This is a genomic window from Pandoraea sp. CB10b_02 (assembly GCF_002216225.1).
Lineage (GTDB): Bacteria > Pseudomonadota > Gammaproteobacteria > Burkholderiales > Burkholderiaceae > Pandoraea > Pandoraea nosoerga.
This window is the reverse complement of record NZ_NJGW02000020.1, coordinates 67,831-80,172: the sequence shown is the minus strand read 5'-3', so window position 1 is coordinate 80,172 and position 12,342 is coordinate 67,831. Positions and strand designations below refer to the sequence as shown.

Below are 12,342 nucleotides of genomic sequence, written 5' to 3'. Positions count from 1 at the left end.
ACTACGCCCAGATCGGCAGCAGCGGCGACTACGCCCAGATCGGCAGCAGCGGCGACTTCGCCCGGATCGGCAGCAGCGGCAACTACGCCCAGATCGGCAGCAGCGGCGACTACGCCCGGATCGGCAGCAGCGGCAACTCCGCCCGGATCGGCAGCAGCGGCGACTACGCCCAGATCGGCAGCAGCGGCTACTCCGCCCAGATCGGCAGCAGCGGCAACTCCGCCCGGATCGGCAGCAGCGGCGACTACGCCCAGATCGGCAGCAGCGGCAACTACGCCCAGATCGGCAGCAGCGGCGACTACGCCCAGATCGGCAGCAGCGGCGACTTCGCCCGGATCGGCAGCAGCGGCAACTCCGCCCAGATCGGCAGCAGCGGCTACTCCGCCCAGATCGGCAGCAGCGGCAACTCCGCCCGGATCGGCAGCAGCGGCAACTCCGCCCAGATCGGCAGCAGCGGCGACTACGCCCGGATCGGCAGCAGCGGCAACTCCGCCCGGATCGGCAGCAGCGGCGACTCCGCCCAGATCGGCAGCAGCGGCGACTACGCCCAGATCGATGCCACTGGAGAAAAGGCTGTCATCGCCTGTGCAGGCCCCGTCGAGCGTTTCAAGGCGGGTGCCAATGGTTGCATTGCTGCGCCTTGGCGGGATGAGAAAGCGGAGCGCACGCGATTTGCAGTCGGTTATGTCGGAGAGAACATCAAGGCGGACACTTGGTACACGGTGAACGAGTCTGGCGAATTCGTGGAGATCGAGCAATGAGCTACATGGACCCACGCCCCGAGGGGCTGAATACCGAGCCTGCGCCGCCGTCTGTGGTGGAGACGCTGCGCACGTCGAACCACAAGACTGTGACGTTTGATGCGAGCCAGTATCAGCTTGTGCCGAAAGTGCCGAGCAGTGAAATGCTTGACAGTGCAGTCTCGTTTGCGCTGAACGTCAAGATTAGCGGCAGCTACAACTGGTCTGCATATATGGGCGATTTATGGCGCCAGATGCTCGACGCCGCCCCCACGCCAGCCGCACAGAGCGCAGGGCAAGAGGCGGTGGCGTGGCCGATCCTGAAGGGCGTCGGCAAGATCGATGGCGACGGCTGGAAAGACACGACGAAGGTCGGTCAGATCGTATACGTGTGGAACGCTGAACTTCCCGCTCCGAACATGGAGGGACAGTTCCCCCGAATCGGCAACGAGATATGGTCGGCCAGCACGAAGCAATATGACTTCACGCCTGCGACGATGGAAGAGATCCGCGATTTCTTCACTACCCACTTCGCGCCCGTGAATGGCGGCGAGCGCGAGACAGTCGAGCAAAAGGACGATGCCGACGCGTTCAAGCGTGTCTTCGATATCATGACGAGGCCGAACGCGGTGAAGGCGGCGTCTCCCGCGAAAGTGGGCGCGGCCGAGAGGGAGGCGTTTGCAAAAGCCTACGGCGTGCCCAAGCCTGAAGTCGGTCAACCCGGTTGGTCGGAATGGCATGTGTGCCGATCTGTTTGGATTCGCGCACTGGAATATGCCCGCGCCGCGCTGTCGGCGGATGGCGGGGAGCCCCACAAGGAGGCTCAGGCAGGTCCATTGCTGTGCAAAGCCGCGACGAAGTTGCCGGCGGGTTGGGAAATCGTTGTCGAAGTAGAGAACGGGTACGGTGGCGTCAATTTGATTGCCCCGGACGGTACGGAAACCGACTTCTCCGGGCAGGGCATGCTTCTATCAGAACAGATCGGTGCGGCCATCGACGCCGCCATTGCCGCCAAGGCGAAGGGGGACGTATGAAGCGAACCGACGACTGGCTGCACGCGATCATTGCCGAGCAACGCCGACAATTCGATGACCTTCACGCCAAGATGGTTGACGGCGTGCGGCAACAGCAGGCACGAATTGCCGAACTCGTGAAAGAAAACGCCGATCTGCGTCGCGCCGCCTCGCTGGCAGCGGAGGAGCGGAAATCGTGAGTCGACACTATCGCGACATGATGACACTGCTCGAACGTGCCACCTATCAGGACGACTATGGCGTGCCCGGTTCATCGTTCACGGTATGTCGAATATGCGATCACGAGTCTGGGGAAGGCGTGCTCAGAAAAGCAAATTGGCATGCAGTCGATTGCCCTGTGCCTCGGATGCAAACGAAATACCCCAAAACGCGACGCGCCGCAAAGGACCGATCATGAGACAGAACGAGATCATTCTGGGCGACTGCCGGCCGCTGCGCTACCTTTCCGTCTGCTCGGGCATCGAGGCTGCGACGTGCGCCTGGCATGGACTCGGCTGGCAGCCGTGGGCCTTCTCGGAGATCGAGCGCTTCCCGTCGGCAGTGCTCGCGCACCACTACCCCAACGTGCCCAACCTGGGCGACATGACCAGGTTCAAGGACTGGCCCGATGCAACTATCGATCTTCTCGTCGGCGGAACTCCCTGCCAAAGCTTCAGCGTCGCCGGACTCCGAAAGGGATTGGCAGATCCGCGTGGCAACCTCATGCTCACCTATCTTGCCATTGCTCGCCGCTACGCTCCCCGCTGGCTGGTCTGGGAAAACGTCCCCGGCGTACTGTCATCGAACAAAGGCCGGGACTTTGGCACCCTCCTCGGGGGCTTGGCAGAACTCGGGTATGGGTTCGCCTACCGCGTTCTTGACGCTCAGTACGTCCGAGTGGAATCACACGCTCGCGCCGTCCCTCAGCGACGCCGGCGTGTGTTCGTTGTCGGATATCTTGGAGACTGGCGACGTCCCGCAGCGGTACTTTTTGAGCGCGAAAGCCTGCTCGGGCATCCTGCGCCGCGCCGCGAAGCGGGGAAAGGAATTGCCCCAACCCTTAGCGCGCGCACTCGCGGCGGTGGCGGACTCGGAACCGACTTCGAATGCGATGGTGGATTAATCCCGCAAATCGCTCGCGCACTCACGACGAGCAATCAGAGAATCGATGCGGAGACGGAGACGTTGCTCGTTGCTCATTCGCTGCGCGGTGAAGGCTTCGACGCAAGCGAAGACGGCACCGGCCGCGGCACGCCGCTGGTACCGGTACAGCCGTACACGCTCGCGATTAGAGGACGCGCCGGCGAGCATCAGCTCGAATACCGTCAGGATGGTACGGCGAACGCTGTGCTGACCCCGAATGGCGGCCGCGCTGGCATTGGCGTCGGCGCAATCGCGTTCGATACCACGCAAATCACGAGCCCCGGCAATCACAGCAACCCCAAGCCGGGAGATCCATGCCACCCGTTGGCTGCAGGTGCGCACGCGCCGGCAATCGTGGCCGACACGCTTACAAGCCACTGGCATCACAGCAACGGCGCGAGCGCGGGAAATAATCCCGGCCTGGTCAATCCCGTGTTCCACGGTTCGGCGGTACGCCGACTGACCCCGCGCGAGTGCGAGCGACTTCAAGGCTTCGCCGACGACTACACGCTGCTTCCCGGAACAAAGGCTCCGGACGGCCCGCGCTACAAAGCTCTCGGCAACAGCATGGCCGTGAACGTGATGCGGTGGATCGGCGAGCGAATCCAGAGCGTCGAGAACTTGGAAATCGAGAAGGCAGCATGACCAACGCAACTACGAAGGGGAACGACGATGCAAACCAACGCCAACGCACAGATCGAGCTTCAGCTCGTTCCGCATGCCCCGGTTCCACTCGATCAGAAGCAATGGGCCGTGCAGCACTGGCGCGCCCTGGCCGATGAGCAGGACCGTGCAGCCGAACTCGGCATCACGCATCCAAACGTCGCGAAGGCCAACGCCGACCTCTACCGGCGGACCGCGCGCTCCATCGAGATTGAGATCGAAACGGGGACGGCAGTTTGCGTCTGCTGCTTCAAGCCGTTCGGTCGCGGCGCGCTCGCGCACTAACAACTGCTCCCGCTACAGGAGAAAGACGATGAGTCGCTACGAATCCGGGATTGGCCCGAACGTTGATCAGATCCTATGCCAAGGGACGCGCGTTGTCCGCGGGCGCATCCCTGCGCAAATTCGCGCCGAACTTCGCGAAGCAGTCAAGCAAGGCGTTCTCGGCCACCTGAAGAAAGACGGCCTCAAGCCGGAAGTCTTCTACCACCCAGATCACAAGTTCGGGGCGATCGAGCGTCAGAAGCGCGAAGCCGAGTATTCGGTCGGCCTGCTCAAGAACGTATTCGCCTGACCAACCGCGCCCGCTACGGCGGGCAATCACACCACACCGAGGGACCACATGAACAAGATCAACGACGGGGGACCGGCGTTCGGACAAGTCGTCGAACTGCGATGCGTGCGCGTCGAAATGGACGGAAGCACCGAATGGGAGCCCGAAGCAATGGTTCACGGCGGCCTGACCGTCCGCGACTACTTCGCGGCGAAGGCGATGCAGGGGCTCGCCGCTAATCCAGAAGCATGGGACATGACCGATGAGAAGGTCGCTGAATGGGCTTATAACGCAGCCGACGCCATGCTCAAGGCGCGGGAGGGCGAGCGATGAGCGACGACATCAACCTGCCGCCATTGCCGCGCGTCCAAGTGCCGCTCATCGAGGCGGACGTGAGCCTGCTCGACATCAGGGTGCTGGCGCGATGGTGCGAGCGCATAGCGACCGATCACGCCCGCGCCGCAGTCCTTGCCGACCGCGCCAGCCGCGCCGCTCCTCCCCAGCAGGACGATGCGCGGGACCGGGAGGACGCCGAAAGGTATCGCGTCCTCAAGCAGATGCTGCCCCAACTCCTTGCCCTGGCAGCGCAGGGCGGGGAAGGATAGCGCGGACAGCAAGGTAATGGAGGCGGTCAGCCGCGACGCCAAGCGCCATCTGGCGGCGGCATGGACGACTTCGAAGATGACATTCCGTTTTGAGGAGTAGAAAAGTGAGCGAGAAGATTCTCAGACTGCCCCAAGTGAAGGCGATGGTCGGCCTTGGCAAGACCGCGATCTACGACAAGATCAAAGAAGGGGCTTTCCCGAAGCCGATCAAGCTGGGCCGCGCAAGCGGCTGGCTTGAAGGCGAAGTGCAGCAATGGATCGGCAAGCAGGTCGAAGCCCAGCGCGGCGAAGGGGTGCCAGCATGACCCGCAAGTTCGCCAAGCTGTATGAAACGGCAATCGGACAGATCGTTGTCATGCGCCAGATGGGCGACGACGGCCCGGAAATCGCCTTCTTCTTCGACCCGGAAGTCGAACCCCTTGGGGTCTGTTCGGTGAAGCTGGGTTTCAGCGACGACGATGACGGGCATGACAAGGCCGACAAAGCATTCGACGCCGTAACCGAAGAAGGCGCTATCAAGGTCGTGACCAGCCAGATCGACCAGATCAAGGAAATGTTCAAGGAGGCAGCATGAGGATCATGAAGCACCCGCTGACGGGCGATTATTGGTGGTATTTCTGCCCGACGACCATTGCAGCGTGGATTCGCGCGCTGTTTTCCGATGACCGCCTGTCGGTAATTTGGGTTCGCCCGCTTCATAAGGACGAAGCCGAGCAGGCCAAAAAGCTGATCGGGGCGGCAGCATGAGCCTGCCTTACGAAAACGCTACCAGCGGTGACAAGGCCATCGGCGAAATGCAAAAGATACTGCGCGCTTTCGGCTGCCAGAAGTTCGGCTACATGATCGACCGCGCACCATCCGGCCATCGTTGCGGCCAGTCGCATCCGCGCGCCCGTCTGACTGACGATCAGGTGCGCGAAATGCGACAGCTTCATCAGCAGCGCGGCAAGGGCTACTTTTTGCTGGGCATCATCTTCGGATGCAGCGAATGGACAGCCCGCGACATCTGCACCTATCGAACAAGGCGGAACGCCTGCCGCCTTTAGCGAACTACTGCGAACTGGACGCAATAGCCGACGGCTGCGATAATGTCAAGCTGATGGGCGCAGCAGCGCCGACCGCCCCCCAGCGGATGAAAAACCGGATAAGCAGCCGGATAAGATTTTCAGAAGTCGGCCATAGGGGCTAATAGAATCAAGGAGATAGCCCTAAAATGCTTCTGATGATCGACAACTACGACTCGTTTACCTACAACATCGTCCAGTACTTCGGTGAGTTGGGCGAAGACGTGCGCGTCTTTCGCAACGACGAGATCACGCTCGACGCGATCGCCGAGCTCTGTCCCGAGCGCATCTGCCTCTCGCCCGGCCCGAGCTGCCCGGCCAACGCGGGCATCACGCTCGACGTCCTCAAGCGCTTTTCCGGCGAGATCCCGATTCTCGGCGTCTGTCTCGGCCATCAGGCCATTGGCGAAGCGTTCGGCGCCAAGGTGGTGCGCGCGCAGCAGATCATGCACGGCAAGGTGAGCGAGATCGAGACCACGCAGCAAGGCGTGTTCGCCCATCTGCCCAAGCGTTTTACCGTCACCCGCTACCACTCGCTTGCCATCGCGCGCGACACGCTGCCCGACTGCCTCGAGATCACCGCGTGGACCGACGACGGCGAGATCATGGGCGTGCGCCACAAGACCCTCGACGTCGAAGGCGTGCAATTTCACCCCGAGTCGATCCTGTCGGAGCATGGTCACGCCGTGCTGCGCAATTTCCTGCAAGCCGCGCCGCGCGCCGCACGCGCTGCCTGAACCCACGCCCGCCACTCCGGGCCACGCCCCCGGGACAGAGGAGAACCGCATTCCATGATTACCGCACAAGAAGCCCTGCAGCGCACCATCGAACACCGCGAGATCTTCCACGACGAGATGCTGCACCTGATGCGTCTCATCATGAAGGGCGAGATTTCGCCGGTCATGTCGGCGGCCATTATCACCGGCCTGCGCGTGAAGAAAGAGACCATCGGCGAGATCGCCGCGGCCGCGCAGGTGATGCGCGAGTTCGCCAATCACGTCGATGCACCGGCCGACGAGCACTTCGTCGACATCGTCGGCACGGGCGGCGACGTCTCGCATACGTTCAACATCTCCACGGCGTCGATGTTCGTGGCCGCGGGCGCGGGCGCGAAGGTCGCCAAGCACGGCAACCGCGGCGTGAGCTCGAAGTCGGGCAGCGCCGACGTGCTCGAAGCGCTCGGCGTGAACATCATGCTCTCGCCCGGACAGGTGTCCGAGTGCCTTCGCGAGGTCGGCATCGGCTTCATGTTCGCGCCTAACCATCACCCGGCCATGAAGAACGTGGCGGCCATCCGCAAGGAAATGGGCGTGCGCACGATCTTCAACATTCTGGGCCCGCTCACGAATCCGGCCGGCGCGCCAAACCAGCTGATGGGCGTGTTCCACCCCGATCTGGTCGGTATCCAGGTGCGCGTGATGCAGCGCCTGGGCGCCGAGCACGTGCTCGTGGTGTACGGCAAGGACGGCATGGACGAAGTGTCACTGGGCGCCTCCACCCTGGTCGGCGAACTAAAGGACGGCAAGGTCATCGAGTACGAGATCCACCCGGAAGACTTCGGGTTGCAGATGGTGAGCAATCGCAGTCTGAAGGTGGGCAGCGCCGATGAATCGAAGACGATGCTCATCGAAGCGCTCGACGACACGCCGGGCACCGCGCGCGAGATCGTCGCGCTCAACGCGGGAACGGCGCTGTACGCCGCGAACCGCGCGGCCTCGATCGGCGACGGTATCAAGATGGCGCGCGAGTCCATCGCAAGCGGCGCCGCGCGCGCGAAGCTCGACGAGTTCGTCCGGTTCACGCAACGCTTCAGGGCCTGAGGCGAGCACGCGCACGGGCGGCGCCGCGCAGCGCGGGCGGCCGCCGAACACCCATATGGCACCGACATAGCCGATATAGCCGATATAGCCGATATAGCCGATATCACACCGGCATCGCACCGATATCTCAACGAAGCCCGAATTTCCCGATTGCCATGTCCACCGTTCTCGACAAGATCCTGGCCGTGAAGGCCGAAGAAGTCGCTGCTGCGAAGCGCGTCCGTGAGCTCGCCGGTCTGCGCCGCGACGCCGAAGCGACCGTTGGCGACAGCGCACTGCGCACGCGCGACTTCGTGGGCGCGCTGCGCACGAAGATCGGCGCCGGCGTGCCCGGCGTGATCGCCGAAATCAAGAAGGCCAGCCCGTCGAAGGGCGTGATCCGCGAGCATTTCGTGCCGCCGCAGATCGCCGAGTCGTACCAGCGCGGCGGCGCCGCGTGCCTGTCCGTGCTCACCGACGTGCAGTTCTTCCAGGGCGCTCCCGAGTATCTGAAGGCCGCGCGCGCCGCGTGCGAGCTGCCCGTGCTGCGCAAGGACTTCATGATCGACGCCTATCAGGTGTACGAGGCGCGCGACATGGGCGCCGACTGCATCCTGCTGATCGCCGCCGCGCTCGAGCTCTCGCACATGCGCGATCTCGAGGCGCAGGCGCACGAACTCGGCATGGCGGTAATCGTCGAAGTGCACAACGGCCGCGAGCTGGACGCCGGGCTCGAGTTGAAAACCCCGCTGCTGGGCATCAACAATCGCAATCTGCATGACTTCGAGGTCACGCTGGACATCACGCTGGGCCTGCTCAAGCACATCCCGGACGATCGTCTGGTGGTGACGGAGTCGGGTATCCTGTCGCGTGACGACGTGGCGCGCATGCGCGCGGCCAACGTCAACGCCTTTCTCGTCGGCGAGGCCTTCATGCGCGCGCCCGAGCCGGGCGACGCTCTCGCCACACTGTTCGACATGCCCCGCTGACTCGCGCACGCGAGCGGCATCGGGCAATCGGGGGTGCGGCGTCCCGCCCGGACGCCGTCACGGCTTCCCGCGGGCGGGGCGCGTCGCATCCCGGCACGGCACGGCACCGCACCGGCCTAGCCGTCCGACGCCCTCACAGGAGCGGCCCGTGGCCATCGAACGCGAACTCAAACTTGCCCTGCCGGGCGACCTTCCCGACCAGCGCGCCGACGCGCTGATCGCTCATCTGGACCAGTTGCCGGGCGCGCAGGCGCGCGGCGAACGCCATCTCGTCAACCGCTATTTCGACACGGCCACGCTGGCGCTCGCGCGCGCCAAAGCGGCGTTGCGCCTTCGCTATGTCGCGCGCGACGGTCATGCCGGCCAGTGGCTGCAAACGCTCAAGTCGGTGGGAGAAGCACGAGACGGATTGCATGTGCGCCATGAATGGGAGCAGCCGGTCAAAGGCGAGGCGCTGGACCTGCCGCAGCTGATTGCCGCGTGCGACGTGCCGGCCACGGCGGACATCCTGCGCCGCGAAGGCGCGAGCGTGGTGGCGCAGTTCGAAACCAATTTCGTGCGACGTCTGTGGCGCTACGTGGCGGGCGATGGCACCGTCGTGGAAATCGCATTCGACCGCGGAGAAGTGGCGGTCGAGGCCGATGGCCGGCGACACACCGAACCACTGCTGGAAGTGGAACTCGAATTGCTCGACGCCCCCGACGGGGATCGCGCCGGCCAAGGCGAACGCATGCTCCACGCCCTGGCTGAGGATTTGCGTCGGGTGCTGCCCGAGTTGCACGGCGACGACCTCAGCAAGGCGCAACGCGGCTACCGCCTGCGACAGAGGGTGCTCGGCGACTGAGCGTCTTCGTGCACGAGGCGCCTGGTTGGGGCGGCTGGCCCCACCGCTCGCCGTCGGGCATCGCTTACCGGCACATTGTCCGTCGACGCAACCCCACTCATCGTTTGACTGATCCACGCATGGCAACACGCTCACGCAAGCCTACTTCCAAGACGTCGGCGCATTCCGACGAACGCCAACGTTCGCTGTTCGACGACCCGGCATCCAAGCCGCGCGCCACTGCCGGCGCGAATGCTGCTCCCCCCGGCGCTCGCATCGAAGGCGCGCTCAGGGGGCGCGTCGAAGACCAGTTCGAAGCATTGCCCGCCGCGTGGCGATCGCTCGTGGCCCCGTTCGTGGACAGCGACGCCTACGCACCGCTATGCCGCTATGTCGATGCCGAGGTTGCCGCAGGCAAGACCGTCTATCCCGCGGATATCTTCCACGCGCTGCGCATGACGTCGCCGCAAGACGTGAAGGTCGTCATCCTGGGGCAGGACCCGTATCACGGCGACGACAACGGGATCGCGCAAGCGCACGGTCTGGCGTTCTCGGTGCAGCGCGGTGTGCGCGTGCCACCGTCGCTGCGCAACATCTATAAGGAAATCGAGCGGGATCTGGGCATCGCGCCGCCGTCGCACGGCAATCTCGACGCGTGGGCAAGACAGGGCGTCCTGCTGCTCAACACGACGCTCACCGTGGAAGCCGGCAACGCCGCGAGCCACGCCAAGCCGTTCAGGACCGGCGGCTGGCAGGCCTGCACCGACACCCTGCTCTCAGGACTCGCCGCGCGGCACGGGCCGCTGGTGTTCATGCTGTGGGGCGGCCACGCGCAGGCGAAGGCGCCGCTGCTCGAGGGTCACGGCCATCTGCTGCTCGAAGCGCCGCATCCGTCGCCGCTGTCGGCGCACCGCGGCTTTCTCGGCTGCGGGCACTTCAGCGCCGCCAACGCGTTCCTGGAGCGGCACGGCAAGCCGCCGATCGACTGGCGCGTGCCGGCGTGACTTCGCCAAATGGAGGCGGGTGGTGACGGGATGGGGGGCGAGATCGGCTTGCCTGCTCACTCGCCGGGGCACGTGAGCGTGCCCATGGCCCCTTGTTGATAGCGGCGCGTAAGCGCCACGAGATCGCTCTCGTCGCGCGCGGCGAAGTTGCCGCGATAGACGACCGGCTCGCCGAGCGGTTCGCCGCCCGCCAGCAACAGGCGGGTGCCGGCGCGGCCGGCCAGTTGCCACTCGCCGGGCGGTAGCGCCAGCGCCTGCGCCGCGCCGCCCTCGGCGCGCAGCGCATGCCCCGCCAGCGCGGCGTCGCCACGCACCATCAGCGCGATCCAGCGCCGGCCGTCGCACGGTACCCGCAGCGTGCGCAGATCGTCTTCCTGCCAATCGAGTTGCAGGAGCGTCGTGCGCTCGCCAACGTCATTCCGCTCGCCCTTCTCGCTGCCGCCACGTATCTCATGCGACGCATGCATCTCCTGCACCTCGCGCGGCACCCGACGCTCGTGCCACTGGCCGCAGACGAGCGTCAACGCCAGCGCGCCCTCTCGCCAGTGCGGCATTGCATCGGCGCGCACGACCGTCTGCGCGGGCGCACCGTGCGCGTGGCGCCCCGCCCGATTCACGATCATGCGCACGCCGCGCGCGATCGCGCCCGCATGCTCGGGCAGTTCCTCGTGCACCGTGCCGCAATTCGTGTCGAGCCACAGCAGGTCGCCGGGACGCACCACGTCGTCGCCGCCATGCGCGTGACGGCAACGCATCGCCGTCGTGGAATCGGGAAAGAGGTAAGTCGCCACCGTGCAGCCCGCGTGCGGATGCGGCGGAATGGACGCGCCGTGGCGCCGGAAGATGTCGATCGACAGAAACGGATCGGTCTGCTCGACCTGATCGAAAACCCCCGCCCCCGCGACCGCGGCGCAGCGACCGGGACGGGAGACGGGAAGCACGCGCGGTTTGGCGTGCGCGTCGGCATGCGAGGCCAGGCGCTTCGCCGGACGCGGATGCAGAGGCGTCGGACGAGCCATGGGGGCGCCTGCGCGTGCGTTCGAGGTGCAGCCGCCCCGCTTACAGCGCGGCGATGGCTTCACGCGCGGTCGCGAACCCGGCAGCCGCCGACTCCGGACCGCGGGCCAGACCCTCGGCGTAGATGAACGTCACGTCCGTCATGCCCAGGAAGCCCAGGATCGACTTCAGGTACGGGGTTTGGCTGTCGGCCGGCGTGTCCTTGTAGTTGCCGCCGCGCGCGAACGCCACGATCACCTTCTTGCCCTGGATGAGGCCTTCCACGGTGCCGTCTTCGCGATAGCGGAAAGTCACGCGGGCGCGGGCGATCCAGTCGAAGTACGCCTTGAGTTGCGTGGGCACCTGGAAGTTGTACAGCGGCACGCCGAACACGACGTAGTCGGCTGCCTGGATTTCGGCGATGAGCGCATCGCTGCGGGCGATGATGGCATTCTGCTCCGGCGAACGCTGCTCTTGCGGCGTGAAGAACGCGCCAATCACGGCTTCGTCGAGGTGCGGCACGCCGTCGGCGAGCAGGTCGCGCACGACGACCTTCGCACCGGGGTTCTTGGCGACCAGTTGAGCGACGGTTTCGTTGGCGAGCGTGGTCGAGTTGGCGCCTTGCGAGCGGGCGGCCGAGTTGATTTGCAGAATGGTGGTCATTTCAATGGCTCCTGAGCCTGGGGGTTCGAGAATCCGGTGCGCATCGGGCCCCCATCTCGGGATCACCGTCCGTTGCGCGTCGGCTTGGAATGAATTCTAGTTACCCCCAAAAATGAAACAAGCCGGTAAAATCGAATTGTTTGTTCCCTTTTTGGAACAATGGTCTTTCCCTTTCGGTACCGGCTTTTCTGGGCCCTTTTTCAGTCCACTTTCCGGCCCACTTTCCGGCCCGCTTTCCGGCCCACTTCCGAGCCCACCGTGATCTTTTTGACGTGCCGCACCACCGC

The 12,342-nt window shown here is 64.8% G+C and carries 19 protein-coding genes; 17 read left to right on the top strand and 2 right to left on the bottom strand.

The genetic code is table 11. The annotated features are described in order from the left end of the window. The 17 genes from CDN36_RS18325 to CDN36_RS18245 form a co-directional block, all read left to right on the top strand. Window positions 1-761, top strand: a 761-nt coding sequence (locus CDN36_RS18325) for a YdhT family protein (RefSeq protein WP_502920385.1), incomplete at its 5' end; no start/stop codon positions are given. Further along, window positions 758-1,774 carry a hypothetical protein gene (locus tag CDN36_RS18320; RefSeq protein ID WP_287497518.1) on the top strand — a complete coding sequence of 339 codons (1,017 nt, stop codon included), beginning with the start codon at window positions 758-760 and terminating at the stop codon, window positions 1,772-1,774. The genes CDN36_RS18325 and CDN36_RS18320, both read left to right, overlap by 4 nt. Further along, window positions 1,771-1,953, top strand: a complete 183-nt coding sequence (locus CDN36_RS18315) for a hypothetical protein (protein WP_287497517.1) — start codon at window positions 1,771-1,773, stop codon at window positions 1,951-1,953. The genes CDN36_RS18320 and CDN36_RS18315 overlap by 4 nt, the downstream gene beginning before the upstream one ends. 214 nt (window positions 1,954-2,167) lie before the next feature. Then, entirely contained in the window at window positions 2,168-3,541 is a 1,374-nt protein-coding gene (locus CDN36_RS18310; RefSeq protein ID WP_287497516.1) for a DNA cytosine methyltransferase, read from the top strand. Between the two features lie 27 nt (window positions 3,542-3,568). Further along, on the top strand, window positions 3,569-3,844 hold the full coding sequence (locus tag CDN36_RS18305; protein ID WP_287497515.1) for a hypothetical protein: 276 nt from the start codon (window positions 3,569-3,571) through the stop codon (window positions 3,842-3,844). Window positions 3,845-3,872: 28 nt separating this feature from the next. After that, the gene (locus CDN36_RS18300) at window positions 3,873-4,133 is read left to right on the top strand and encodes a hypothetical protein (protein ID WP_287497514.1); all 261 of its coding nucleotides are present in this window, start codon (window positions 3,873-3,875) and stop codon (window positions 4,131-4,133) included. 48 nt (window positions 4,134-4,181) lie between these two features. After that, on the top strand, window positions 4,182-4,445 hold the full coding sequence (locus tag CDN36_RS18295) for a hypothetical protein (protein ID WP_287497513.1): 264 nt from the start codon (window positions 4,182-4,184) through the stop codon (window positions 4,443-4,445). Next, window positions 4,442-4,717 (top strand): hypothetical protein, encoded by a 276-nt coding sequence (locus CDN36_RS18290; RefSeq protein ID WP_287497512.1) that lies wholly within the window; start codon window positions 4,442-4,444, stop codon window positions 4,715-4,717. The genes CDN36_RS18295 and CDN36_RS18290 overlap by 4 nt, the downstream gene beginning before the upstream one ends. Window positions 4,718-4,821: 104 nt before the next feature. Continuing rightward, window positions 4,822-5,022 (top strand): helix-turn-helix transcriptional regulator, encoded by a 201-nt coding sequence (locus tag CDN36_RS18285; RefSeq protein WP_287497511.1) that lies wholly within the window; start codon window positions 4,822-4,824, stop codon window positions 5,020-5,022. Then, on the top strand, window positions 5,019-5,291 hold the full coding sequence (locus tag CDN36_RS18280; protein WP_287497510.1) for a hypothetical protein: 273 nt from the start codon (window positions 5,019-5,021) through the stop codon (window positions 5,289-5,291). Before CDN36_RS18285 ends, CDN36_RS18280 begins: the two co-directional genes overlap by 4 nt. Next, window positions 5,288-5,464 (top strand): hypothetical protein, encoded by a 177-nt coding sequence (locus tag CDN36_RS18275; protein WP_287497509.1) that lies wholly within the window; start codon window positions 5,288-5,290, stop codon window positions 5,462-5,464. Before CDN36_RS18280 ends, CDN36_RS18275 begins: the two co-directional genes overlap by 4 nt. Beyond that, window positions 5,461-5,763: a hypothetical protein gene (locus CDN36_RS18270; RefSeq protein WP_287497508.1), complete on the top strand. Its 303-nt coding sequence runs from the start codon at window positions 5,461-5,463 to the stop codon at window positions 5,761-5,763. Before CDN36_RS18275 ends, CDN36_RS18270 begins: the two co-directional genes overlap by 4 nt. Before the next feature lie 167 nt (window positions 5,764-5,930). Further along, entirely contained in the window at window positions 5,931-6,518 is a 588-nt protein-coding gene (locus CDN36_RS18265; RefSeq protein WP_150556161.1) for an anthranilate synthase component II, read from the top strand. 54 nt (window positions 6,519-6,572) lie between these two features. Then, window positions 6,573-7,601: an anthranilate phosphoribosyltransferase gene (trpD, locus tag CDN36_RS18260; RefSeq protein ID WP_287497507.1), complete on the top strand. Its 1,029-nt coding sequence runs from the start codon at window positions 6,573-6,575 to the stop codon at window positions 7,599-7,601. Window positions 7,602-7,756: 155 nt separating this feature from the next. After that, window positions 7,757-8,569: an indole-3-glycerol phosphate synthase TrpC gene (gene trpC / locus CDN36_RS18255; RefSeq protein ID WP_150556159.1), complete on the top strand. Its 813-nt coding sequence runs from the start codon at window positions 7,757-7,759 to the stop codon at window positions 8,567-8,569. Between the two features lie 148 nt (window positions 8,570-8,717). Further along, on the top strand, window positions 8,718-9,413 hold the full coding sequence (locus CDN36_RS18250; RefSeq protein ID WP_150556158.1) for a CYTH domain-containing protein: 696 nt from the start codon (window positions 8,718-8,720) through the stop codon (window positions 9,411-9,413). Between the two features lie 119 nt (window positions 9,414-9,532). Then, window positions 9,533-10,396, top strand: a complete 864-nt coding sequence (locus CDN36_RS18245; protein WP_150556157.1) for a uracil-DNA glycosylase — start codon at window positions 9,533-9,535, stop codon at window positions 10,394-10,396. Window positions 10,397-10,452: 56 nt separating this feature from the next. Here CDN36_RS18245 and CDN36_RS18240 read toward each other — a convergent pair whose 3' ends face one another. Together CDN36_RS18240 and CDN36_RS18235 are read right to left on the bottom strand one after the other, a co-directional pair. Further along, window positions 10,453-11,415 carry a pirin family protein gene (locus CDN36_RS18240; RefSeq protein WP_287497506.1) on the bottom strand — a complete coding sequence of 321 codons (963 nt, stop codon included), beginning with the start codon at window positions 11,413-11,415 and terminating at the stop codon, window positions 10,453-10,455. Window positions 11,416-11,455: 40 nt separating this feature from the next. Further along, window positions 11,456-12,055: an FMN-dependent NADH-azoreductase gene (locus CDN36_RS18235; protein ID WP_150556155.1), complete on the bottom strand. Its 600-nt coding sequence runs from the start codon at window positions 12,053-12,055 to the stop codon at window positions 11,456-11,458. Window positions 12,056-12,342: the final 287 nt, after the last annotated feature.